The organism is Acidovorax sp. JG5 (assembly GCF_017939685.1).
Classification (GTDB): Bacteria; Pseudomonadota; Gammaproteobacteria; order Burkholderiales; family Burkholderiaceae_C; genus Acidovorax.
Genome location: NZ_JAGKSE010000005.1, coordinates 88,482 through 111,056, shown reverse-complemented (window position 1 = coordinate 111,056; position 22,575 = coordinate 88,482). Strand labels below are relative to the sequence as shown.

General features: G+C 63.1%; 20 protein-coding genes and 1 pseudogene. 16 read left to right on the top strand and 5 right to left on the bottom strand.

Annotated features, from left to right (window positions below; translation table 11 throughout):
• Positions 1-26 precede the first annotated feature (26 nt).
• The 11 genes and pseudogenes from J8G26_RS08160 to J8G26_RS08110 all read left to right on the top strand — a co-directional run bounded on the left by J8G26_RS08160 (position 27) and on the right by J8G26_RS08110 (position 10,801).
• A pseudogene (locus J8G26_RS08160) lies at positions 27-678 on the top strand (hypothetical protein).
• A gap of 65 nt (positions 679-743) precedes the next feature.
• Positions 744-1,853, top strand: coding sequence for a DUF6094 domain-containing protein (locus tag J8G26_RS08155; protein ID WP_210568557.1), 1,110 nt, complete (start codon positions 744-746; stop codon positions 1,851-1,853).
• A 102-nt stretch (positions 1,854-1,955) separates the two neighbouring features.
• Positions 1,956-2,261, top strand: a complete 306-nt coding sequence (locus tag J8G26_RS08150) for a hypothetical protein (RefSeq protein ID WP_032963631.1) — start codon at positions 1,956-1,958, stop codon at positions 2,259-2,261.
• Positions 2,262-2,371: 110 nt separating this feature from the next.
• The gene (locus tag J8G26_RS08145) at positions 2,372-4,645 is read left to right on the top strand and encodes a helicase-related protein (RefSeq protein ID WP_210568556.1); all 2,274 of its coding nucleotides are present in this window, start codon (positions 2,372-2,374) and stop codon (positions 4,643-4,645) included.
• Between the two features lie 139 nt (positions 4,646-4,784).
• Positions 4,785-5,369, top strand: a complete 585-nt coding sequence (locus J8G26_RS08140; protein WP_210568555.1) for a PilL N-terminal domain-containing protein — start codon at positions 4,785-4,787, stop codon at positions 5,367-5,369.
• On the top strand, positions 5,366-6,013 hold the full coding sequence (locus J8G26_RS08135) for a hypothetical protein (protein ID WP_210568554.1): 648 nt from the start codon (positions 5,366-5,368) through the stop codon (positions 6,011-6,013). Before J8G26_RS08140 ends, J8G26_RS08135 begins: the two co-directional genes overlap by 4 nt.
• Positions 6,014-6,042: 29 nt before the next feature.
• Positions 6,043-6,774: a TIGR03759 family integrating conjugative element protein gene (locus J8G26_RS08130; RefSeq protein WP_151181685.1), complete on the top strand. Its 732-nt coding sequence runs from the start codon at positions 6,043-6,045 to the stop codon at positions 6,772-6,774.
• Positions 6,759-7,337 carry a transglycosylase SLT domain-containing protein gene (locus J8G26_RS08125; RefSeq protein WP_151181684.1) on the top strand — a complete coding sequence of 193 codons (579 nt, stop codon included), beginning with the start codon at positions 6,759-6,761 and terminating at the stop codon, positions 7,335-7,337. Before J8G26_RS08130 ends, J8G26_RS08125 begins: the two co-directional genes overlap by 16 nt.
• Complete coding sequence (locus J8G26_RS08120; protein ID WP_151181683.1) at positions 7,334-7,885, top strand: integrating conjugative element protein; 552 nt, start codon at positions 7,334-7,336, stop codon at positions 7,883-7,885. Before J8G26_RS08125 ends, J8G26_RS08120 begins: the two co-directional genes overlap by 4 nt.
• Positions 7,886-7,895: 10 nt before the next feature.
• Positions 7,896-10,055 carry a type IV conjugative transfer system coupling protein TraD gene (gene traD, locus J8G26_RS08115; RefSeq protein ID WP_210568553.1) on the top strand — a complete coding sequence of 720 codons (2,160 nt, stop codon included), beginning with the start codon at positions 7,896-7,898 and terminating at the stop codon, positions 10,053-10,055.
• Positions 10,052-10,801: a TIGR03747 family integrating conjugative element membrane protein gene (locus J8G26_RS08110; RefSeq protein ID WP_210568552.1), complete on the top strand. Its 750-nt coding sequence runs from the start codon at positions 10,052-10,054 to the stop codon at positions 10,799-10,801. The genes traD and J8G26_RS08110 overlap by 4 nt, the downstream gene beginning before the upstream one ends.
• A gap of 57 nt (positions 10,802-10,858) precedes the next feature.
• On the opposite strand, the gene J8G26_RS08105 is transcribed toward J8G26_RS08110, so the two are convergent.
• The gene (locus J8G26_RS08105; protein ID WP_144735372.1) at positions 10,859-11,728 is read right to left on the bottom strand and encodes an ImmA/IrrE family metallo-endopeptidase; all 870 of its coding nucleotides are present in this window, start codon (positions 11,726-11,728) and stop codon (positions 10,859-10,861) included.
• Positions 11,729-11,730: 2 nt separating this feature from the next.
• On the bottom strand, positions 11,731-12,120 hold the full coding sequence (locus J8G26_RS08100) for a helix-turn-helix transcriptional regulator (protein ID WP_017462926.1): 390 nt from the start codon (positions 12,118-12,120) through the stop codon (positions 11,731-11,733).
• A 288-nt stretch (positions 12,121-12,408) separates the two neighbouring features.
• On the opposite strand from J8G26_RS08100, the gene J8G26_RS08095 reads away from it, so the two are divergent.
• Genes J8G26_RS08095 through J8G26_RS08075 form a run of 5 tightly spaced genes read left to right on the top strand, consistent with a single transcriptional unit; the run spans position 12,409 to position 16,869 of the window.
• Positions 12,409-12,633, top strand: a complete 225-nt coding sequence (locus J8G26_RS08095) for a DUF2188 domain-containing protein (protein ID WP_023093135.1) — start codon at positions 12,409-12,411, stop codon at positions 12,631-12,633.
• A 6-nt stretch (positions 12,634-12,639) separates the two neighbouring features.
• Positions 12,640-13,641 carry a CBASS cGAMP-activated phospholipase gene (locus tag J8G26_RS08090; protein ID WP_210568551.1) on the top strand — a complete coding sequence of 334 codons (1,002 nt, stop codon included), beginning with the start codon at positions 12,640-12,642 and terminating at the stop codon, positions 13,639-13,641.
• On the top strand, positions 13,635-14,777 hold the full coding sequence (locus J8G26_RS08085) for a cyclic GMP-AMP synthase DncV-like nucleotidyltransferase (protein WP_210568550.1): 1,143 nt from the start codon (positions 13,635-13,637) through the stop codon (positions 14,775-14,777). The genes J8G26_RS08090 and J8G26_RS08085 overlap by 7 nt, the downstream gene beginning before the upstream one ends.
• Positions 14,774-16,405 (top strand): ThiF family adenylyltransferase, encoded by a 1,632-nt coding sequence (locus J8G26_RS08080; protein WP_210568549.1) that lies wholly within the window; start codon positions 14,774-14,776, stop codon positions 16,403-16,405. The genes J8G26_RS08085 and J8G26_RS08080 overlap by 4 nt, the downstream gene beginning before the upstream one ends.
• Positions 16,393-16,869 (top strand): Mov34/MPN/PAD-1 family protein, encoded by a 477-nt coding sequence (locus tag J8G26_RS08075; RefSeq protein ID WP_050411167.1) that lies wholly within the window; start codon positions 16,393-16,395, stop codon positions 16,867-16,869. The genes J8G26_RS08080 and J8G26_RS08075 overlap by 13 nt, the downstream gene beginning before the upstream one ends.
• Positions 16,870-16,952: 83 nt before the next feature.
• Here the strand turns inward: J8G26_RS08075 and J8G26_RS08070 are convergent, their stop codons facing one another.
• The 3 genes from J8G26_RS08070 to J8G26_RS08060 are packed head-to-tail and all read right to left on the bottom strand — an operon-like array spanning position 16,953 to position 22,508.
• Entirely contained in the window at positions 16,953-19,025 is a 2,073-nt protein-coding gene (locus tag J8G26_RS08070; RefSeq protein WP_144735378.1) for an AIPR family protein, read from the bottom strand.
• Positions 19,025-19,990 (bottom strand): PD-(D/E)XK motif protein, encoded by a 966-nt coding sequence (locus J8G26_RS08065; protein WP_029578137.1) that lies wholly within the window; start codon positions 19,988-19,990, stop codon positions 19,025-19,027. The genes J8G26_RS08070 and J8G26_RS08065 overlap by 1 nt, the downstream gene beginning before the upstream one ends.
• Positions 19,983-22,508 (bottom strand): Z1 domain-containing protein, encoded by a 2,526-nt coding sequence (locus tag J8G26_RS08060; protein ID WP_246881299.1) that lies wholly within the window; start codon positions 22,506-22,508, stop codon positions 19,983-19,985. Before J8G26_RS08060 ends, J8G26_RS08065 begins: the two co-directional genes overlap by 8 nt.
• Positions 22,509-22,575: the final 67 nt, after the last annotated feature.

Genomic DNA, 22,575 nt, shown 5'->3' with positions numbered 1-22,575 from the left:
TCCTTCATTTTCAAGAGGACATCACCATGCCTGCACCTTCTTCCGCGAAACCGCTGTACCGCATCGACGAATGCCCCGACCTCATGGCCGACGCTTGCGTCGGTGACGAGCAGGGCAATCTCGTCTTTCTCTCGATCTGGGCGCGCGACACCGCTGTTCAGGAGTACCTCGCCCGCCTGACCCTCGGCCGGGATGAGCAGGGACTGGATCAGTTCCACGTCATCACCGAGCAGTGCGCATCCATCCCGGTCTTCGTCGGCAACGTCGAGAACCTGGAAAAAGCGCATCACCCGTGCCTATCGGCGAACGCTGTTCGGTTCGCTGACAAATGTGTGGCTGTTCGATCGTCGCTGCGTGAAGCCAGACAAGGCCAACGCCAGCGCGCTGGCGCTTCTGCCCAGGGATTCCGCTCACCGGCTCGACCGGCTGTGGACGCTGGTGCAGGAGACCTGCCCGCTGCCACTGCTCGACCACTGGCGCGACACCGTGCTGGCGCTGTTGCAGACACGGCGAATGTTGACCGGTCTTCCCTTGGCCCTCGGGCCGCTGGAAGGCCATCGGCTGGCCCTCGATGTCCCGGCGCTGACGAAGGCGTTGGGCGAGCTGATCCGCAACGGCACCCTCGGCGCCACGCAGTACGAACTGGCCGCGGACGCACCGCTTCGGCGTGTGGCGTGAGCCATCCCCACGGGCATGCGCGCCGCGCGTGCCCGCCTTCCTTCATCCATCACCAGGAGAAATCCATGGCACTCATGTTTCCGCGCCTGGCGCGCAACTTCATTCGTAACGGCTACTTCCCCACCGACGAGCCGACGCTGGAGCGGGCCTTGTCCGCGCTGGCGCCGTCTCCCGGCGCCATGTCCATCCTCGATCCCTGCGCCGGCGAAGGCGTGGCGATCGCTGAAGCCGCCCACGCCCTCGGGCGCGAGCAGGTCCAGGCCTTCGCCGTCGAGTACGACGCCGAGCGTGCCCGCCACGCACGGAAACTGGTCGATCGCTGCATTCACGGCGACCTGATGGACACGCTGATCTCGCGCCAGTCCTTCGGCCTGCTGTGGCTCAACCCGCCGTATGGCGACCTGAGCAAGGACGTGAACGGCAACATCGGCTATCAGGGTCAGGGCCGTGCGCGGCTGGAAAAGCTGTTCTATCAGCGTGCGCTGCCGCTGATGCAGTACGGCGGCGTGCTGGTCTTCATCGTGCCGTCCTACGTGCTCGACGCCGAGCTGGTCGGATGGCTGACGCGCCACTTCACCGACCTGCGTATCTACCGTGCGGTGGAGACGCAGTTCAAGCAGGTGGTGATCTTCGGTCGCAGGATTCGTCAACGCGACCAGGCATCGGAGTCGGTCAAGGCCGTGCGCGGTCTGCTGCTGCAGATCGGACAGGGCGACGCCGAGGCCGAGGAACTACCGCTCGAATGGCCGTTCCTGCCGTACACCGTCCCTGCCAGCCCGGCCGAGCCGGAGCACTTCTATCGCGTGACGATGGAGCCCGAGCAGTTCGCCGATGAAGTCGGCCGGCTGCAAGGTCTCTGGCCGGCGCTCGATACGCACCTGGGCGCCGCGCAGCAATCGCTGCGTCCGCCCGCGCGGGCCTTGTCGCACTGGCATCTCGCCCTGGCCTTGGCCGCAGGCGCGATCTCCGGCGTGGTGAAGTCCAAGAGCGGGCGCGTGCTCGTCGTCAAAGGTGATACCCACAAGGAGAAGACCCTCCAGACGGAATACACCGAACGCGACGACGGCTCCGTGGCCGAGACGCGCATCCTCACCGACAAGTTCGTGCCGGTCATTCGTGCATGGGACTTGACGCTGGGCTCGCCCACGTGGGGCGAAGTGCTGACCATCCGCTGATCGCTGTTCCCTGACGGTTCGCCGTCGCTTTCATCCACCCACCGGGGTCACGTTGCCCCGATGGGGGTGCCGTGGCCCCTTCTTCCAGAAGGAGAAACCACCATGGCACTCGCAATCCTCAACCTCGCGTCACAAGCACGCTTTTCCCCCGGGCAGGTGGTCATGACCGCCGGCGTCGACGAACTGGTCCGGCAGGGCCGGCTCGACCCCGCGCCGTACCTGCGCCGCCATCTTCATGGCGACTGGGGCGACCTGGACGACAGCGATCGGCGGCAGAACGACGCCGCGCTGAAGTCTGGCGAGGATCGTCTGTTCTCGTCCTACCAGGTCACGCGCGACCTGAAGCTCTGGATCATCACGGAATGGGATCGCAGCGTCACCACACTGCTGTTGCCCAGCGAATACTGATCCGCATCCAGCGGCACCTACACGTTTCTTTGCCGCGTCTTTCTTCCCACCCAGGGGCATGTCACCGCCCCGTGGGGGAGGTGCATGCCCCATTGCCTTGGAGCATCACCATGTCCCTTGATCTCGAAACCGTTCCCGAAACCGCTGTGCAGGGCGACCTGCTCGAAGCGGCCGCTTCATCCCTCACGCTCAGCCTGCAGGACTTCGTGTCCGAGTTCGGCGACGAGTTGCTCGACTCGCTAAACCGCGCCAATCCTCCGGTCTACACCGGCCAGGTGCGGGTGCATCGGCAACAGATCCTCGCCGCGCTCAAGCGCAAGCTGTTCCCGGCGCAAGCCGATGTGGTCCATGCCGTCACCGAGCTGTTGGTCGACCGCGGCGAACGCGCCGCGATCGTCAATGGCGAGATGGGCTGCGGCAAGACGACGGTGGGTATTGCCACCGCCGCCGTGCTCAACGCCGAGGGCTACCGCCGCACCCTGGTGCTCTCGCCACCCCACCTGGTCTACAAGTGGCGGCGCGAGATCCAGGAGACGGTGGCCGGCGCCAAGGTCTGGGTGCTCAATGGCCCGGACACGCTGGTCAAGCTGCTGAAACTGCGCGAGCAGTTGGGCGTGCCTGCGCAGGGCCAGGAGTTCTTCGTCCTGGGCCGCGTGCGGATGCGGATGGGGTTCCACTGGAAGCCTGTCTTCGTTCGGCGGCACACGCCTCACGGCGACGTGGGGGCCTGCCCGGATTGCGGGCATGTCGTCACCGACCTCGACGGCGAGCCGATCAACCCGGTCGAGCTGGAAGCCGAGGAGTCCCGCCGCAAGTGCAGTCACTGCCATGCACCTCTGTGGTCCTTGATCCGTCCCAGAGGCCTGTCCGCCAGCGACCAGTCTTCGACCGTGCTCAAGGCACTGAAGCGTATTCCAACCATTGGCGAAGTGACAGCGCAGAAGCTGATGCAGAAGTTCGGTGACGCCTTCCTCGCGTCGATGCTCGGGGACAACATCCACGAGTTCATCAACCTGATGGACGACCGCGGCGAACTGGTCTTCTCGGACCGGCAAGCCCACCGGATGGAACGCGCGATGGCCAACATGGAGTTCGGCTTCGGCGAGGGCGGCTACCAGCCGTCCGAGTTCATCAAGAGGCAGCTTCCCCAAGGCACGTTCGACTTGCTCATCGCCGACGAGGCCCACGAGTACAAGAACGGCGGCTCCGCACAGGGCCAGGCCATGGGGGTGTTGGCGGCCAAGGCGCGCAAGACGCTGCTGCTCACCGGCACGCTGATGGGCGGCTACGGCGACGACCTGTTCCACCTGCTGTTCCGAGCCCTGCCGGGGCGAATGATCGAAGACGGCTACCGGCCGATGAAGAGCGGCAGCATGACGTCGGCCGCGATGGCGTTCATGCGCGATCACGGTGTCTTGAAGGACATCTATTCCGAGAGCACCGGCACGGCGCACAAGACGGCCAAGGGCACCAAGGTATCGGTGCGCACGGTCAAGGCGCCGGGCTTCGGTCCGAAGGGCGTGCTGCGTTGCGTCCTGCCGTTCACGGTCTTCCTCAAGTTGAAGGACATCGGTGGCAACGTGCTGCCGCCCTACGACGAGGAGTTCCGCGAAGTCGCGATGGACACGGCGCAGGCCGCGGCCTACCGCGATCTGGCGGGTCGGCTGACCCAGGAGCTGAAGCAGGCCCTGGCGAAGCGCGACACGACGCTGCTCGGTGTGGTCCTCAACGTGCTGCTGGCTTGGCCGGACTGCTGCTTCCGATCGGAGACCGTGGTGCATCCGCGCACGCGCAACACCTTGGCATTCGTGCCGGCTCAGTTCAACGAGCTGGAGGTGATGCCCAAGGAACGCGAGCTGATCGAGATCTGCAAGCAGGAGAAGGCGGAAGGGCGCAAGACCCTAGTCTATTCGGTCTACACCGGCACGCGCGACACCACGTCGCGTTTGAAGGTGCTGCTGGAGCAGGAAGGCTTCAAGGTGGCGGTACTGCGCGCGAGCGTGGATGCCTCCCGCCGCGAAGACTGGATCGCCGAGCAGTTGGACCGTGGCATCGACGTGCTCATCACCAATCCCGAGCTGGTGAAAACCGGCCTGGACCTGCTGGAGTTCCCGACCATCGTGTTCCTCCAGTCCGGCTACAACGTGTATTCGTTGCAGCAGGCTGCTCGGCGCTCATGGCGCATCGGCCAGAAGCAGCCGGTGCGCGTGATCTACCTGGGCTACGCCAACTCTTCGCAGATGACCTGCCTGGGGTTGATGGCCCGGAAGATCATGGTGTCGCAGAGCACGTCGGGCGACGTGCCGGAGTCCGGGCTCGATGTCCTGAACCAGGACGGTGATTCCGTCGAGGTGGCATTGGCACGACAACTCGTGGCGGCATGATTCATGCGTTGCATGCCGGCGGCCCTATGGTCGCCGGCATTTTTCCTGGCAAATCGGGAGCCGACGGATTCGCTTTGTTTGCTGTGACAAAGGGCCGGCGCGGCGATGGTGATGGCTCGTTGTTTCAGGACACCGATCCATGCGCCCATCCCGCCAGCCCTTCCGTATTGCCGGACGCAGCCATCTGATCCGTTTGCCCGGCTTGCTCCTGGCCGCCATGGCCAGCGGCTGCGCGATGACGAACGCCGTGCCACCGACGCCCGTATCCAAAGTCACCGACATCGCGCCCGAAGCCGTGATGGAGTTCGTGCCGGTGACGCGGTATGGCCGCTACACCCTGGTCGAACTCGCGCCCACGGCGGCCCAGCACGACCTGTTGCTGCAAGTGGTGGATGTGGAGATCCCCGGCACGCTGGGCGCCACCGTCGGGGATGCCCTCCGGCACCTCGTCCTGCGTTCCGGCTACCGGCTGTGCGATGAGCAGTCCGCCGATCTGCTGGCCTTGCCGCTGCCGGCGGCTCACTACCGGCTCGGCCCGGTCCTGCTGCGCGACGCGCTCTTGACCCTGGCCGGCCCCGCCTGGGATTTGCAGGTCGACGACGGCGAGCGGAAGGTGTGCTTCATCCGCAGCCTCAAGGAGGCTCGTACGCCGCACGAGTCCAATCCACCCCAAACCAACAATCCGGCAGAGACCTCTCCGCAGATCCGGGAGGTTTCGCCATGACCATGCGGGACTCAGCGACGGGCCAGCGCACGACGCTGCTGCGGGTCGCGGCCGCAACCTGGTTGTTGCTCGTCAGCGCGGTGGTGCTGGTGGATCACATGGCCTTGTCCGGGCTGGCGGAACAGACCCAGGCCTTCGCGCCCGCCGCGCAGGTGTCCCTGCTCGAATCCCGACTGGACGGGCTCTCGCATCGGATCGAACAACGCCACACTCAGCCCGCCGCATTGCCGCAGGCGCGCTACGAGCAGGACACCGCGGCGTTGGACCAACGGCTGGCGGCGATCGAGCTGGCGCAGGCCCATCACGCCGCCACCGATGCGCTGCACGCATTGGAAGCCCGCGTCACGCGACTGGAAGCTCGCCCGGGCTCGCGCCAGCCCAAGCTGCCCGCACCACGGCCATCCCAACCTGTGGCGGCCCAACCCAAGCCTGTTGAGCCTTCATTCCGCCTGATCGGAGTGGAACTGCGTGCGGGAGAACACTTCGTGTCGGTGATGCCTGCCGATGGCACCGGGCTGGCCGATGTTCGCCTGCTGCGCGCCGGAGAGTCGGAGGGTGGCTGGCGACTGGACAGGATCGAGCGCGATGGCGCCGTCTTCCGGCAGGGAGACGAGATCCGCAGGCTGCCCATCCCGCCCCGATAAGGAGGCCCACACCGATGGTCCCGCGCCACTTGACCCCGCCGTTGCTGGTTGCATTGCTGGCTGCCTCCGCCATGCAGGCGGCGCTCGCGCTGCCCACCGGCGCAACCACCGCAGCCAGGACGGCGCCGAGCCGTGAAGCGCCTGCGGCCATCGCTCGCAGCGACGAACAGCGGGCGCAGGACTGGGGGCTGCACACGGACGAATGGACGCGCTATCGCGAGTTGATGCAGGGGCCGCTGGGCGTCTACTCGCCCAGCCTCGACCCGCTCACCGCCCTCGGCATCGAAGCACGTTCCGACGAGGAGCGCCGCCGCTATGCGGAATTGCAGGTTCGGGCCGAAGCCCGGCGGGTCGAGAAGACGCTGGCCTACCAGCGTGCCTACGACGCCGCTTGGCAACGGATCGCGCCGGGCATGGCGAGGGTCAACCTACCCGGTGCCAAGCCGACCGGCGCGGGCACCACCATCGCATCAGGCACCGACCGAACCGCGGTCTTCGTGAAGGACGGCTGTACCGCCTGCGACCAGGCCGTGCAGCGGCTGCAGGCGTCGGGCGTCGAGTTCGATGTCTATGTCGTCGGCAGTCGCGCCGACGACGCGCGCATCCGTGAATGGGCACGCCGGGCCCGTATCGACCCGGCGAAAGTGCGCGCCCGGTACATCACTCTCAACCATGACGGTGGCCGCTGGCTGTCCCTCGGCCTGCAGGGCGAACTGCCCGCCGTCGTGCGCCAGGTCGGCGGCCAATGGCAGCGACAGTAGGCCTCGCGCGTCTCCCGCTCCTGCTGCTGGCTTGCTGGGCACTCGGCCAGGCGAAGGCGGGGGAGGTCCCGCCGCCGGCCTACCAGTTCGCGGCACAGCGCGCGGGCATCCCGGCGGAGGTGCTTTACGCCGTGGCCTTGCAGGAGAGTGGCGCCCAGTACCACGGCCGCCTCGTGCCCTGGCCCTGGACGCTCAACGTGGCCGGGGCATCGCGTCGATTCGCCACCCGTACCGAGGCCTGCGCCGGCCTGCACCAGGCATTGCGTGACGTGCCGCGCACCCGCATCGACGCTGGCCTGGGCCAGATCAATTTGGGCTACCAGCGTCACCGCTACGACCACCCCTGCGAACTGCTCGATCCCTATCGGAACCTGGCGCTGGCCGCGCAGATCCTGCGCGAGCAGCACGCGCCTGGCCAGGACTGGCTGATCACGATCGGCCGCTACCACCGTCCCGCTGGTGGCGCACCCGCTGCGCGCTACCGCCAGAGTGTTGGCCGCCACTTGGCCCGCGTACTGGGCGAGCCAGCGCGGGGCTCGGATACCCGGAGAACCCTGCCATGAAGCCTCGAATCTTCCGTCCCGCTACGCGGTGGCTGATCGGCTTGCTGCCGCTCGTGTCCGTGCCAGCCGCTTTCGGACAATCGCCGCCCTTGATCGTCGTCGAGGATCACGGCGGTGCCTCCGCGTTGCCTTACTACCAAGCCCTGGACCTGCAACCGCGCACCGGAAGCAGGTCATCTCCCAGGATCGAGATGCCACGCCTGCCCGAAGGGCCTTCTGGCGAGGCGGCCATGCTGCCGGTGCGTTCGGCCCATTTGGCCCCTGGCGATGTGGCTCCCCGGGCGATCCAGGCGCCGGGGCTCACGCCGATGTTCCTGGTTGGTGATGACCAGCGCTCCCATGCCTGGCTGCGCCAGCGTGCCCCGGCGCTGCGCGAGCTCGGGGCCGTGGGGTTGGTGGTCCAGGTCGAGTCACCGCAGGCACTGGCAGCGCTGCGTTCCCTGGCGCCCGGGCTGATGCTGGCACCGGCGTCCGGGGACGAACTGGCCGAGCGCCTGGGGCTGCGCCACTACCCGGTGCTGGTGACCGCCACCGGCATCGAACAGTGAGAACTGCCCGATGGCCCAGCCGCACGCCGTCGAAGTCCTGCTGCGGCCAGCAGTGGAGCTATACACCGTTGCCGTATGCGCAGGCGCCGCGGTGATGTGCGTGGTGGCACCGTGGTCGCTCGCGTTGAATCCGGTACTCGGCCTCGGCAGCGCGCTGGCCTTCCTGGCCTTCGGCGCGGTCCGCCTGCGCGACGCCTGGGCCATCCTGCGCTACCGCCGCCACATCCGTCGTCTGCCACGCTACGTGATGACGAGCCGCGACGTGCCAGTGAGCCAGTACCGCCTGTTCGTTGGGCGTGGCTTCCGCTGGGAACAACGACACACCCATCGGCTAACGCAGACCTACAAGCCCGAGTTCCGGCGCTACGCCGAACCGACGACGTTCTACCGCCTGGCGCGCCGCTTGGAGGAGCGGCTGGAGTTCGCGCCGCCGCCGCTGCCTAGGCTGGCGCGGGCATTGGCCTGGGACAACCCGCTCAACCCGGTCCGGCCTTTGCCGCCAGTGGGTGGCATGCCGCGCCTGCATGGCATCGAGCCGCACGAGACCGACGTCACCCTGCCGCTGGGCGAGCGTGTGGGCCACACCCTGGTGCTCGGTACCACGCGCGTGGGCAAGACGCGCCTGGCCGAACTGTTCATCACGCAGGACATCCGCCGCAAGGTCCATGGCGAGCACGAGGTGGTGATCGTCTTCGATCCCAAGGGCGATGCCGACCTGCTCAAGCGCATGTATGTCGAGGCCCGGCGCGCCGGACGCGAAGGCGAGATGTACGTGTTCCACCTGGGCTGGCCCGACATCTCGGCACGCTACAACGCCGTGGGCCGGTTCGGGCGCATCTCGGAAGTCGCCACCCGCATCGCGGGGCAGCTTTCCGGCGAGGGCAACAGCGCCGCGTTCCGAGAGTTCGCCTGGCGCTTCGTCAACATCATCGCGCGTGCCCTGGTGGAACTGGGGCAGCGGCCAGACTACCTGCTGATCCAGCGCCACGTCGTCAACATCGACGCGCTGTTCATCGAGTACGCCCAGCACTTCTTTGCCCGAACCGAGCCCAAGGCCTGGGAGGTGATCGTCCAGCTCGAAGGACGCCTCAACGACAAGACCATCCCGCGCCACATGGTCGGGCGAGAGAAGCGGGTGGTGGCACTGGAGCAGTACCTGTCGCAGGCACGAACCTATGACGCCGTGCTCGACGGCCTGCGCTCCGCGGTGCGCTACGACCGCACCTACTTCGACAAGATCGTCGCTTCGCTGTTGCCGCTGCTGGAGAAGCTCACCACCGGCAAGATCGCGCAACTGCTCGCGCCGAACTATTCCGACCTGTGCGACCCGCGCCCGATCTTCGACTGGATGCAAATCATCAGGAAGCGGGCCGTGGTCTATGTGGGGCTGGATGCGCTGTCCGACGCCGAAGTGGCGGCGGCCGTCGGCAACAGCATGTTCAGCGACCTCGTGTCGGTAGCGGGGCACATCTACAAGCACGGCATCGACGACGGCTTGCCTGGAGCATCGGCCAATGCCAAGGTCGCCATCAATGTCCATGCGGACGAGTTCAACGAACTGATGGGCGATGAGTTCATCCCGCTCATCAACAAGGGTGGCGGTGCAGGCATGCAGGTCACGGCCTATACGCAGACGCTCTCGGACATCGAGGCGCGCATCGGCAATCGCGCCAAGGCCGGCCAGGTCATCGGCAACTTCAACAACCTGTTCATGCTGCGGGTGCGCGAGACCGCCACCGCCGAACTGCTGACACGACAACTGCCGAAGGTGGAGGTCTACACCACCACGCTGGTCAGCGGCGCCACCGACAGTTCCGACATCCACGGTTCGACCGACTTCACCAGCAACGCGCAGGACCGCATCAGCACGTCGAGCGTGCCACTCATCGAGCCTGCGCACGTGGTCGGCCTGCCCAAGGGGCAGTGTTTCGCCCTCATCGAAGGCGGTAACCTGTGGAAGGTCCGCATGCCGTTGCCGGCGCCCGATCCGGACGAAGCTATGCCCCGGGACCTGCAACAACTGGCCGGCTACATGCGCCAGCACTACGCCGAGGCGGGCGAATGGTGGGAGAGCAACGGACTGCCCCGGTTGCACGACGACGACGCGTTGCCAGCGGATCTGGCCGAGGACGTGCAAGAAGGCACGCCGGATAAAGAGGCGCTATCGTGAAAGAGCCCGCCGCGACCGCCGAGCGACAGCAGGCACGCCAACGCGGACTGGTCGCCAGCGTGGTCACGCTGCCATGGCGCCTGTTCGGCGTGCTGGTCGCCTCGCTGCTGCTGTCCATCGTCATCGAATGCGTTGGTATGCACCTGTTCTGGCCCGATCAGGGCTGGCGCCACGCGCAGGGCATGCTCGACTACGAACTGAACCAGCTCTCCACCCATTTCACCCGGAGCGCCGTTGTGCAGGAGCCGGGACGCACCGCGCGCTGGCTGGTGGAGGGCACCTACGAGTGGGTTTTCGTGGAGACGGGCTTGTTGGACTGGATGCGCGACGCCTCGGCGCAGGCTAGCGCCGGCAGCCATCGCCCGACCAAGGCTTTCCGCTATTACATTGGCCTGGTCTACGTGAACGTGGAGAGCTACCTGATCGCGGCGGCTTATACGACGCTGATCTTCCTCGTGCGGCTGCTGGTGCTGTGCCTGACCCTGCCGCTGTTCCTGATGACCGCGTTCGTCGGGCTGGTGGATGGTCTGGTGCGCCGGGACATCCGCCGCTTCGGCGCGGGGCGCGAGTCCGGGTTCGTTTATCACCGCGCCAGGGCCAGCCTGATCCCGCTGGCGGTACTCCCGTGGGTGACCTACCTGGCGCTACCGGTCAGCATGAACCCGCTGCTGATCCTGCTGCCCAGCGCCGCACTGCTCGGCGTGGCGGTGTGCATTGCGGCGGCGACATTCAAGAAGTACCTGTAAGAACGCGCGAATGGCGCATAAGAGTAACCTCCTTGCGGTCGTGGCCGTGATGGCTTTTCAGCGGCGCCTGCTTCGCCCCGGCCATGGCAGCTCTCCCGTCAATTCAGCCAAGCCTCCATCGTCTTCGACACGTGTGCCGAAGCGGTTTACCTCAACCTCCGGCAAATCGTCGCCGTCGAACCATAGCAAGGAGATGGTGGTATCGGTGCGCTGGTAATGTCTTGAAAGTTCCCATAGATCAAGGCCCTTCTCCCAGTTGTCGAACCAGACATCCTGTGAAACTTCCCCCGTCTCAGTAGCGCTATTCCCTGAAGAGCGGATTCGGTGAGCTACGGAGCCTGCTGGAATGACCGACCTGGGAGGTATCCAGGCCCCAGCTTGCCGCAAGGCCGTTGAGCGTGCGGCATATCGCACCGCACCGCGCTCCATGGTGACGAATGCGCACGGCATGTCACTAAGACTGGCAAACCTTGACGCCGCTGCAGGGAATGATGTGCCGAACAAGTCGGCCATGTGTTGGATGAGATCCAGGGAGGGCTCTTCCTTGGGAACAGCGGAGAGCCATTGCTGATAGGGCATCAGCAGTTCAGCGGCAAACGTGTCGCAGGCGATCTCGTTCGGATGTCGCTTTGCATAGGACCATGACGGCACCTCGTCGTGACTTGATTCCAAGTCGAGCACGATATGAGCTATTTCGTGGCAGACAGTGAAGCGCTGGCGCTCTTCGGTTTCCAGCGAATTCACCGTGATGATGTGCTTCCCGTTCGGCTTGGTAACGGTATAGCCGGACTCCCCATCGCCAAGCTCATCCTTCTTGACCTTGGCGTTAGCCGCGTTCACATACGGGGACAGGTCTTCTCGGATGTTCGAAACATCGACTCTCGCGACAAACGCGCGCGCTCTCTGCCTGACATCCGCCTCGTCCATGTTCAGTCGTCCTCGTCGTCGTCAAAGGCCTTCTTGATTCGGGCGATGAGCGTCGCGGGATCAGGCCTTGCATTTCCCCGATGCCTGACTCCAGCCGCGGCTGAAAAAACATCGATGCTGATCGAGGGATCTTGTAGCACGAATTCAACAAGGCTTGGATCAGCATCTGCGTGGTCAACCAGCCACATCACGAGTGCGGCATCTCTTTCCCCCGGCTTGAGAACCTTCAATAGCTTCTCCACCAAGTCTTGGGATGGGTTTGTCTTCTCGCCTGTTTCGAGACGGTGGACATAAGCATGATCAACTGACGATAGCTGGCCGATCTCACGCAGGGAAAGGGTTCTGCGTTCGCGTAGCGTCTTGAGGGCGACGCCTAGGCCTGTTTGCGGCATGAGTTCTTATCCTTGCGGTTGCGGGAAGAAGGGCCAAGCCCTCTGTTGCCCCTCCACATCCGGTTGATGTTCAAAGGCGCACACCGCACGCCCAGTTGCACCGGCGCACGCGCTCTGATACATTGTTGTCCAGCCAGGCAACAGATGTAGGTTTTACGCCTGCTCCAGGTTGGATTGGCTCGGCCTTTCTGTTGTCTGCGTGAGCAACGAATTGTGCTACAGCGGGCGGCCGTTGACAACCTAGCCGAGCGGCTGGGTCTTCGATAGTTCCACTGTAGGAAAGTCATTATGGCAGGCAAGAATCAGCATGTTGTTCCTCATCAAGATGGTTGGGCCGTGAAGGGAGCCGGCAATCAGCGGGCGACCTCCGTGCACGACACGCAGCAACAGGCCATTGACGCAGCGAGGGATATCGCACGCAACCAGCAATCCGAACTCGTCATCCATCGTCCGGATGGCCGTATCCGTGACAAGGACAGCCACGGCAACGACTCCTTCCCGCCGAAGGGCTGAAGTGCCATGACGGGCATCCCTACCTACCATGTGCTCGCCCTGTCAGGGGGCGGTTATCGCGGCCTGTACACCGCCACGGTTCTCGCCGAACTCGAAACCGTGCTGGGCCGTCCGATCGCTTCGCACTTTGATCTGATTTGCGGCACATCGGCAGGAGGGATGCTGGCTTTGGGGCTGGCTGCGGAAATTCCGGCCTATGAACTCAAGGCACTGTTTGAAGAACAGGGCAGCCGCATCTTTGGCTGCCGCAGCCTGCCGCGGCGGCTTCTGGGATTCTGGCTGACCGCAAAGCATGACTCAGCGGGATTGAAAGAGGTACTGACCGAGCACTTCCAAGGGACCACGATAGGCGACCTGAAGCATCGTGTTCTTGTGCCGGCAGTCAACTACTCGACGGGACGCGGGCAGTTCTTCAAGACACCGCACCATCCGTCCTTTGAGCTGGATCACCGCATGAAGGTCGTTGATGTGGCGTTGGCGACAGCCGCCGCGCCCGTCTACTTTCCTCTGGCGCGCAACGACCGCGGTGTCTTCGCGGATGGGGGGCTGGTGGGCAACGCCCCGGGCCTGTTCGGGTTGCACGAAGTCAAGACGTTCCTGGCGCCGAAGCAGGATGCGCTGGTTCGGGTCCTCGCCATCGGCACGATGACCATCGGTGCGACCGTTCGTGGCGGCGCCAGCCTCGACCGCGGATTCGGCAAGTGGCGCGGGGGACTCTTCGATCTCGTGATCTCCGCCCAGGAGTCGTCGGTGGACTACATGCTGCGGCAGGCGTTGGGCAACAACTACTTCCAGATCGACGACAAGGCGACGCCGGATCAAAGCAAGGACGTGAAGGCGCTGGATCGGGTTTCCATTGGCGCCACGAATACGCTCAAGGATCGCGGCAACCACGCGGCGCAGCGTGCGCTCGGCGATCCTCTTTTCCAACCATTTCGAGCGCACCAGGCCGACGCTCCCATCTTCTATCACGGCCCCAACAAGAATGTTCCGGAGGCCGCATGCTGAACTTGAGCCCACTCTTCTTCACCACCCTTGATGACGAATCCTGCATGCACGACGAGCTGGATCTGACGCCTGGGCAGCGCGCCTGGATCGCCAGCGCACGCACTGACGTCAGGGACTGCCTGCGCACAGGCATCCCCCGCGTGCTTAGGGCAAACGGATACACGGAAGACGTGCCGCAGCCGCGCTTCTTCACGCAAGGGTCGTGGGCATACAAGACGCTGAACGCCCCGGCACAACACCCTCAGCAGGCGGATGTCGACGATGGCTGCTATCTGCCAATGAGTTTCGTCTCGCAGACGAAGCGTCCCAGCACTGCGGCGACGGTGTTCTTTGCCGCTGCGGAAGAAGCATTGAAGCCGCTGGTCGAGGAAAGGCGGTGGAAGCTTGTCACCGACAAGCCGACCTGCATACGCATCGTCATTGCTGCGTATGCTCACATTGATATTCCTCTGTACGCCATTCCCGACGAGGAATTTGTCACGCTCGCAAAGGCTTCGATGGAGCGATATGGCTACGACTCGCTGACGGAAGCGGTGAACATGGCAGAGCGCGATGCGTGGACCGCGCTGCCGGCTGACAAGGTTCTCCTGGCCCATCGTGAATGCAACTGGATGCCCTCTGACCCGAGGCCCGTGAAGGAATGGTTCCTGGGCGAAGTGGAAGCCAAGGGGGAGCAGTTCCGCCGCGTGGTTCGTTACTTGAAGGCGTTCCGCGATTGGAAGTGGTCCAGCGGAGGACCTGCCTCGATCCTGTTGATGGCCGCCGCGGCCCCGCTCTTTGAGAAACGCGATAGGCGCGACGACCTCGCTCTGCTGGATGTCGTCGCGGCACTGCCAGCCCGGTTGCGTGGGGGAGTGAACAACCCCGTGGAAGAGTCCGAATCGCTCACGGAACGACTTGGCCAAGCGGGTGTCGAAGATGCGGCCAAAGCATTCGAAGAGTTTGAGAAGGCGCTTCGCGGAGCAACCGGCGCCAGCAGTCCTTCACAGGCCTGCATCTGGATGCGAGGCGAATTTGGCCCACGTTTTCCGAACGAGCCGGATCGGGTCAAGGTGGTGTCCGTTGCCGCCACTATTGCCGCGACTCCCGCTACTGCTGGTCCTAGCGAACTCATCGGACGAACGAAAGCTGGATGAGCAGCGCCGCAGCGGTCGCAGACGTGATCGAGGCCTTCAAGCAGCGAGGCTTCGCGTTTGTTGGCAAGACGGATGACGGCTGGTTCAGGCTGCACGGACGGTTGACCTCGCCCCAAGCGGACAAGGGTTGTCCGTGCGAAGTCCAGCTCGACCCCACGTTCTTCGACTTGCCTCGCATCCGGCTGCTGGAAATCCCTCCTGAGCTGCCCGCAGCGGTTCCTCATCTTGGCGCAGATGGCGGGCTTTGCTATCTCGCCAAGGGGACCGTCGTTCTGGACATCTACGATCCTGTCGGACAGTCGCTGGCGTGCCTGCAACGCGCGGCCGTCGTGTTCGGGCAGATCATGCAGGGGGAGATGATCGAAGACCTCGCGGAAGAGTTCTTCGCCTATTGGCACGGCTGGCATTGTTTCGTGGACATGCAAGGCGAGGATCTAGGGCGACAGAACTGCATCGTCGCGCATGCCAATGGGTACCCCTTGTGGTTCATCACCGACAACGAAGATCGAACAACTGAGAAGCTGAAGTCGCTCGGCTACCAGGTCACCGATAGAACGGTGCTGACTTACCGAGTAAAGACCGGTGCTCAACCGCGCCCTCTGACTAGCAATTGGCCTCCTGAAACAGTCGGAGATATCCTGGCGTGGCAGAGCACTCTTGATCCCCGGTGCCGGCGCAAGATTCACGAGCGTATCAAGGAGGGGGAGAGGAAGAAGGCCAACGGAGTTCTGATCGTCATCGAGTCTCCGCTGATGACCTATGGCTTTGCGGTTCTCTACGACCGCCAAAGTCTTGTCCAAAAGAGCAAGCTCATAGATCGCAGGGATTCGAGCTATGGGTTGAAGGTGATGCCCATTTCGGTGGTCAGAATTGACGATCGGTACCTTGCCCAGCGGAACATGCCGAACTCAAAGACGCTTGCAGGGAAGAACATCGCCGTCGTTGGATGCGGCACGATTGGTGGCTATCTGTCGGACATGCTTGTCAAGGCTGGGGCGGGGACATGTGGCGGAAAACTCACGTTGGTGGATTTCGATTGCCTTCTCCCGCAAAACATCGGGCGCCATCGCCTCGGATTCCCGGACCTGCTGTCGAACAAGGCGGAGGCTATGGCGAAGGAACTCAAGCGCTTGGCGCCAGGCGCCGAGATTCGCGCGCTGCCCGTGGATGTCAGGCATGCCCAACTGGGAGAGCTGGACCTGCTCATAGATGCCACCGGGGAAGAATCTCTCGGGCATTGGCTGTGCGGCCACTATCCGCCTCCGACGCCCATGCTTTCGGTCTGGATCGAGGGGCCGGGAACGGCTGTCCGTGCGCTCCTGAGGACGAAAGCATCTGATGCGTGCTATCGATGTCTTTGGCATAGCAACAGAAGAGGCGAGTTCCGTTCTATCACTGATCCTCTTCCTGCCATTCTGGCGGGGCATGGATGCGAAGGCTTGTACGTGCCATTCCCCGCTTCGGTGTCGGTGCACGCTGCCAGCCTGGGCGCTGAGATGACCCTCGATTGGGTCAACGGCGTTTATACCCCCGCGTTACGAACCAGGTTGATCGACCGCGCCCAGCAGCTTGCCACACCCGATTGCAATCCTCCGCGGGATCGGGAGTGCCCCTTATGCAATTCATGAGTTCTTGGGCGGCCGACGACAACAGAACGCTGCTACATTTTTCGAAGTCCACGCTGGAGACCTTCCGCCAGCATGTCCAAGCCAGTGATTCTGACTGCGAAGCTGGCGGGCTGCTACTTGGTTCGGTCCATGGAACTCACATGCTCATTGAGCATGCAACGGTTCCCACGGCATGGGACAAACGGTTTCGCTACCTGTTCGAGAGAATGCCATTCGGCCACGAAGCCATTGCACTGGCTCGATGGACGGCGAGCCAGGGAACCATCCGCTATTTGGGCGAATGGCACACCCATCCGGAAGACAACCCCAACCCGTCGGGCCTCGATAGATCGGAGTGGAACCGTCTGTCGGCCAAGCGTCGGGATAAGCGACCAACGCTCGCTGTCATTGTTGGCCGAAATGCCCTGTATATTGAGTTGGTGCCAGGCTCAGGCCAAGGATCAGTATTCTCCCCTGTGGAATAGCGGCACACAAACCAGTGTCGTCGCAGCGTGCCGCCTTCGTCGGGCCGGTGAACGGAATAGCGCGCCGGGACAACCTTCGGCGCTCAGGGCTCGCTCACAACCACGCCTTCGAGACGCCCTTTCTCCAGAATATCCAGCAACACCACACTCTGCTTTTCTGTCGGGAGCTTGGAGGGAATCTGCATGGCCACCCTGAGCACGCCGTCTTCCTTCAGGGTGAGCAGATCTTTCTCAAGCAGCGACTGATGGATGCGAGCCCATTCCGCAGCGGGAACAGCCAGCACTTTTCGCTGCGCCTCGATGCCGTTGTCGATCCTCTGCGTCTGCTTCGCAGTCTTCACGATCGCTGCCTGATCATCTTGCGGAACAAGTCGATCGTAGAACTCGGGCGGGAGGAGATTGGCAATGGCGTCGGTACGAGCCTGTATCCTCGTCCAGCACGCCTCCTTCTTGCACCACTCGGAAATGTTGGAAATGCCTTGCGGTGGTCTGATGATGTCGTCGTTCACGACCCCCGACACGACAGCGATGGCACTTTCGAGCACCGGATCGACCTTCTGTGCATTCCAGATGCCCAGAAAGTCGATGCTCTCCTTCCTGCGCTTCGTGATGTCACCGAGTACCGCCAGCGTGTAGGCCACGATGTTTGCTCGGTACCCGCCGTTGTACCAGGGCTGCGCAGAAACGATGCGCTCCGTGGCGCGGAAGATCAGACCACGTGCGACAGCCCTCTTGAAATAGAACTCGTTGAACGCGTCGGATGATTTCTCCCACTCGCTGCCGATTCGGGCGGCGTAGCGCGCAAAGTTCTTCTGGGAGCCAAGATTCACCCACCTGGGATGGTCATCCCAGACATTCTCGAACTTCGCGAGGTCCGTCTTCGTGAACATCTGTGGCTTGGGATGCTCCGCCTTGAAGCGACGCTGCTCCGCGGGTGTGAGCTTGGACTGTGCATCGGCATACTGGCCGCGCGCGCGCTCATAGAACCATCTCGTCTCGCGCGGGGCGCCCTTCTGCGCGGGTGCCCAGATCCGTCGGGAAAACCCTTCCATCCGCACATGGAACGGGTGGTTCGAGAAGAAGTCGGCGGCATTCACCCGATTCTGGGTGTTCGCATACTCCGATATCCTTGGAACGACCGTTTCGCTCTGCAGGCTGTCAATGACGGACAGCTTCAACTGGACGAATATCTGGGAAAGATCGGCCTTGTCCCGCTTCCGTGTGTGGAACAGCGATGCCGTGGTCTGGCCACCATTGACGATCTGGAGATCGACAACCCTCGTGATCGCCAGACCGGAATCCGTCATCCCTGTCTCGACACTCTGTGCAGTAGCCGTAATCCCGTTGTTGTAGGCAAAGAACATCCCAGGTTCGTTCAGGATCGTCGCCCTTATTCCCTGGTTCACATTGCCGCGCGCCTGCAGGAACGTACGGACGTTCTGCTCAAGCAAACGCGCTCCGAATCTTTCGTACAGGGTCGCCAGCACCTCGGCAGGCATGACCATGAGATAGGATTGATAGGCATCGGTCCCCAGGTGTGCGGGAAGGCAGGCGATGCCCTTGCCGAACATCTGCTCGAAGTCGAGGTCGAGTGGCTCCTTGTGGCTGCGGGAGCTTCGCTGACGATGAAGTCGTGAGATGTCCCAGATGTGGTGAGCAACCGGAACACCTGCCACTTCCGTATCGGGAAGGGCCTGGATTTTCTCGCTGAGCGTGCGCTCGGAGAAGAGAACCAGGTTGACCTGCCGAATGGCGTCCTTGCGATCCGCAATCTGCCTGGCAAGGCCGTACTCCGGCGATGTGACCTCAAGTTCGCCGGCCAGGCCCTTGTTGGCGCTGGCCTCGAAGAAGTTGGCAACACGCTTGAATGCCGCGGCCACTTCCGTTCTGGTGAGCGATGCCAGCTCGTTTCGGGAGTCGAAGTCCGCGATGAAGAGGTCCAGAACTCCTTCGTCATTGAACCAGTAGCCGTCCACGCGCATACCACGCTGCGCCCGGAAATGGCAGAGTTCGAACCCTTCCGTGAAGCCTGTCTCGACAAGGTCGTTTGCGATGGCCTCCATGAATTCGGAGAGCTGGAAGCTGCCATTGGCTTCGGCGCCCGCCAAAAGTTCCTGTCGGAAGTCGTGGAAGAACTCTTCGTCGGTCTGCTCCATCAATCCTCCCCGAAGATGGATGCTTCGTCACACTTGTACGGAGCAATCGTTTCCAGCCTGATGTCGTAGGCCACGTTGTCAATCCCTGGCGGCAGTTGCGACCGCATCAGACGCGGAAATCCGTCACCAACACGATAGCTGCGCACGTCGCTGACGACAAAGCGAGGCTCATCGTAGTCAGGGAGCGGCGCATAGCCGTGCGCAACCAGCTTCCGGTCAAAGGCCTCGACGGCGTCCGCCTCGCCGAGCCGTGCCTGGACTGCAGTGACGATCTCGTTGAGCGATCGAGCTCCTGCCGCGTCGGTCAGACTGCTCAGCCGGTACACGCGCAGGAACAGCGCATCGTTCAGGGATTCGAGCTGGTCTTCCGATGAAATGCGGACGCTGCTCCGCTCTGCGCCAGAGAGCGATTTGACCTCGACGGCTGTGTTGCCAAAGATGAAATCCTGATGTGATCGTTCCGGACCGAGCCAGGCCTCGACGGCGTCACTGCTCGACATCTGCCGATCGATCAGTTCCGTCAGAAAGACGATTTCGGCGAAGAGACCGCGGACTTCCTCGATGGACAGGTGCTGACTCCGGCCTGACAGGAAGGTCTTCCAACGGCGGATGTGTGCCAGAGAGACCGCGAGAGAACTCGCCGAGTCGGTGGCGTGCTCCAGCGAGGATGCAAGGGTGCGGCACAGTCCTTCGAAGAGATCGCGGTCGACCTGCCTTTCAAGAGCGAGGACCAAGTGCTGCTGCCCCTGATCTCCGGCACGAAGATCGACATCGATGCCGTTCACCGTGACCGCGTTCATCCGGTACTGGGCTGCGTGGTCGCCCTGAAGCTCCACGATGAACAGGCAGGCGCCACTGGCATCGCGTCCCCAGAAACAGGGCACGGCCGTTCCCGCCGCAACCTGGCGGACATTGAAGTCCGCTCCCGGAACGGCGATGTCATCCCACGGAGAGGACTCAGGCATCGTAGTCATCCTCCTCGTCAGGATCGTCGGCGTAACCCTGCATCTGCTGGAGCCAGACCTTGTTCACGACGACATTGATGGTCGTCGAATAGTCCCCATAGGGAAAACTGACGCCGAAGGCGGCGATCGGTCCCGTCACGGCCTCGCCCTTGGGCTCTAGGCTGTGAATCATGAGGAGCGGCTTGTTCCGGACCATACGGTAATGTGTGTCGGATACCGCTCCTGAGCCATCTTCGCCGCCAGCCAGCGTCCTGGCCTCATTGCGTTGTGCGTCGCTGAGCCCAAGCTTCTCGTCGCCACGCGAGGCAACCCTGTCCTTGTTCAGGCGCCACGAAGTGCCGTTCGGCTGATCCTTCCCGACGACGCGCACCTGATTCCTCAGGGTGAACGGGTTTTCACCGCCTGAGCCACTCGAAGGGGAAATCAGCAGAACATCGGCCAGCGGGCGCTTTGTCGCAATCCGTTCGAGATAGCTCACCACGTCCGACTTCTGTCCGGCAAAGGTCGAATGGCATTCGAACCGGGTGAGGAAGTCGTCGATCACCTCGACGGGCACGTCCCTGAAGATGACGCCCTTTTCGGTGGACTCCTCCGGTCGTCCGCCGAATCCACTCCGCCAGTGATCGGCGATCAGCGCAAGGTTCCTGGCATTCACGTCGGGGTCGGTGGAGACAATGTAGCTCTCCCGCAGTCGCCCACTGAAACTCTGCTCGACCGTGACCTCCTGGCCCGATCGCATCTTGTTCGCCGCCGTGATCAGCAGGCTGTCCGGATGCGAGCGGACGTACAGGCCAAAATCCTTCGGGCTGAGGCGATCGCGCCGCATGCGCTTGACCTGCTGTACAAGCTCTTCGGCGGCATCGGCGATGTGGGAGTACCAGTTGATCGAGTCGCGCGAGAGATGGACGCGGCAGAGGTCCTCGAAGCCCGGCCGGTAGCCGAACCAGCGGCCCATCTGCATGAGGGTGTCGTACATCTTCGTATTGCGGTACATGTAGCTGACGGTCAACCCCTCGATGGTCAGGCCTCGGGAGAGGCTCAGACCACCGACCGCGACCGCGGTCAACCCGACTCCTTCCTTCGCGTAGCGGGCGTAGTCGAGCACCTCGTCACTCTTGCTGTTGATGACATAGAGGTGGAGGTGCTCGAAGACGCCGCTGAGGGCAGTCTTCACTTCCGCCCAGGTAAATCCAGCATCGGCATACTCGGCATCGAAGGCATGCTTCAGGCCCTGCATGTACGCGTTTCTTGAGGAAACCTCTTCCGGCATCGCGTAGTTGGCGAGAACCGCTTCCCTGATCTTCTTCTCCCTGAGACTCAGGAAGTCACGCACGGCCTTCTGAACGGGCACGAAGCGCGACACATTGACCATCATTGAGCAATGCTTGCTGGTCTGCCCACGCAGGTTCCGGATGGCGCGGGCGACGATGAATTCGTCGAGTGCGCGATAGAGGCTGGGGGGCAACTCGTGGACGGGATCGTCACGCTTGTGGGCGTACGGGATGAGATCCTCGCAATCGTCGATCGGCCTCACGATCGATTGACTGGTCGCCTCGTCGAGGAAAACCTTCTCGGCACCGAAGTACGTCGTTGGCGCGTCCAGGCAATAGATGAAGTCGCGCGGGAACAGCTCCTCACGCACATCATCGCCATAGGCGTCGGGGTTGATGAAGATGTTGGCGAACGGTGTCGCCGTGTAGCCGACATAGCACGATTTCGCGAACAGCCCGAGGATGCGCCGGATCATCGCATTCGTTCGGGTCGGATCCAGATCCTCCTTGTTCGTGTTGATCGACGCGTTGTCGGCCTCGTCGTCAATCAGCAGCATCGGCACGTCGGAAATCCGGCCATCGCCCTCGGCGTTCAGCTCCTTCAGCCACTTGTGAAGAGCCGTGAGCGTCGTGACGTTCTTCTTGATGACCAGAATGATCGGCTTGCTGAAGTCGTTGATCTTCCAGCCGCTCTTTTCCGCCGTGTTCTTGTTGAAGTCCTCGTTGATGTTGGTGAGGGTGGCCGGATGCGGATAGCCCGGCGCGAGGCCGACACCGATGTTACGACGATCCTCGGGATCGCTGGATCGGCCGATGAAAGCCTCATCGATGCGCTGCTGTGTCTGCTTGCGCAGATTGTTGTGAATGCCGGCGACGACGATGATGAACTTGTAGCCAGCGTCGGCGGCGCGTGCTATCAGGCCGGTGTAGTTGGCCGTCTTGCCCGACTGCACATGACCGATGACAAGTCCGCGACGGTTCCAAGTTGTGCCCTCGCTCAACGGGTCCTGCAGGTGGCCGAGAATGCGGGTCGTCACATCGCTCAGCGACTGGACCATCTGCGGTGGCCAACCTTCCTTGAGAAGAAAGTTTCCATAGGATTCCGCATAGGTCCAGGCGACATCCTCACGCTTGTGGACCCACTGATCATCATGCTTCGCAGTGACATCCACCAGCGAAACACCGGCGCCCATGCGCGTGTCGACCGAGATCATCGCCTCGGTGACGATATTGCGGAGATCACCCATATAGCCGAAGATCGCGGCGATCTATCTCGCCTTCTCCTCCACCTGCTCGCGCGTCGGCGTCTCGGCC

What these genes read in the sequence shown, in the direction of transcription:
- J8G26_RS08105 (WP_144735372.1), bottom strand. Translation starts at nt 11,728, where the DNA reads ATGGACGAGGCGGATGTCAGGCAGAGAGCGCGCGCGTTTGTCGCGAGA.
- J8G26_RS08155 (WP_210568557.1), top strand. Translation starts at nt 744, where the DNA reads ATGGCACTCATGTTTCCGCGCCTGGCGCGCAACTTCATTCGTAACGGC.
- J8G26_RS08125 (WP_151181684.1), top strand. Translation starts at nt 6,759, where the DNA reads ATGGCAGCGACAGTAGGCCTCGCGCGTCTCCCGCTCCTGCTGCTGGCT.
- J8G26_RS08140 (WP_210568555.1), top strand. Translation starts at nt 4,785, where the DNA reads ATGCGCCCATCCCGCCAGCCCTTCCGTATTGCCGGACGCAGCCATCTG.
- J8G26_RS08135 (WP_210568554.1), top strand. Translation starts at nt 5,366, where the DNA reads ATGACCATGCGGGACTCAGCGACGGGCCAGCGCACGACGCTGCTGCGG.
- J8G26_RS08120 (WP_151181683.1), top strand. Translation starts at nt 7,334, where the DNA reads ATGAAGCCTCGAATCTTCCGTCCCGCTACGCGGTGGCTGATCGGCTTG.
- J8G26_RS08060 (WP_246881299.1), bottom strand. Translation starts at nt 22,508, where the DNA reads ATGGGTGATCTCCGCAATATCGTCACCGAGGCGATGATCTCGGTCGAC.
- J8G26_RS08070 (WP_144735378.1), bottom strand. Translation starts at nt 19,025, where the DNA reads ATGGAGCAGACCGACGAAGAGTTCTTCCACGACTTCCGACAGGAACTT.
- J8G26_RS08095 (WP_023093135.1), top strand. Translation starts at nt 12,409, where the DNA reads ATGGCAGGCAAGAATCAGCATGTTGTTCCTCATCAAGATGGTTGGGCC.
- J8G26_RS08075 (WP_050411167.1), top strand. Translation starts at nt 16,393, where the DNA reads ATGCAATTCATGAGTTCTTGGGCGGCCGACGACAACAGAACGCTGCTA.
- J8G26_RS08145 (WP_210568556.1), top strand. Translation starts at nt 2,372, where the DNA reads ATGTCCCTTGATCTCGAAACCGTTCCCGAAACCGCTGTGCAGGGCGAC.
- J8G26_RS08150 (WP_032963631.1), top strand. Translation starts at nt 1,956, where the DNA reads ATGGCACTCGCAATCCTCAACCTCGCGTCACAAGCACGCTTTTCCCCC.
- J8G26_RS08085 (WP_210568550.1), top strand. Translation starts at nt 13,635, where the DNA reads ATGCTGAACTTGAGCCCACTCTTCTTCACCACCCTTGATGACGAATCC.
- J8G26_RS08065 (WP_029578137.1), bottom strand. Translation starts at nt 19,990, where the DNA reads ATGCCTGAGTCCTCTCCGTGGGATGACATCGCCGTTCCGGGAGCGGAC.
- J8G26_RS08080 (WP_210568549.1), top strand. Translation starts at nt 14,774, where the DNA reads ATGAGCAGCGCCGCAGCGGTCGCAGACGTGATCGAGGCCTTCAAGCAG.
- traD (WP_210568553.1), top strand. Translation starts at nt 7,896, where the DNA reads ATGGCCCAGCCGCACGCCGTCGAAGTCCTGCTGCGGCCAGCAGTGGAG.
- J8G26_RS08100 (WP_017462926.1), bottom strand. Translation starts at nt 12,120, where the DNA reads ATGCCGCAAACAGGCCTAGGCGTCGCCCTCAAGACGCTACGCGAACGC.
- J8G26_RS08090 (WP_210568551.1), top strand. Translation starts at nt 12,640, where the DNA reads ATGACGGGCATCCCTACCTACCATGTGCTCGCCCTGTCAGGGGGCGGT.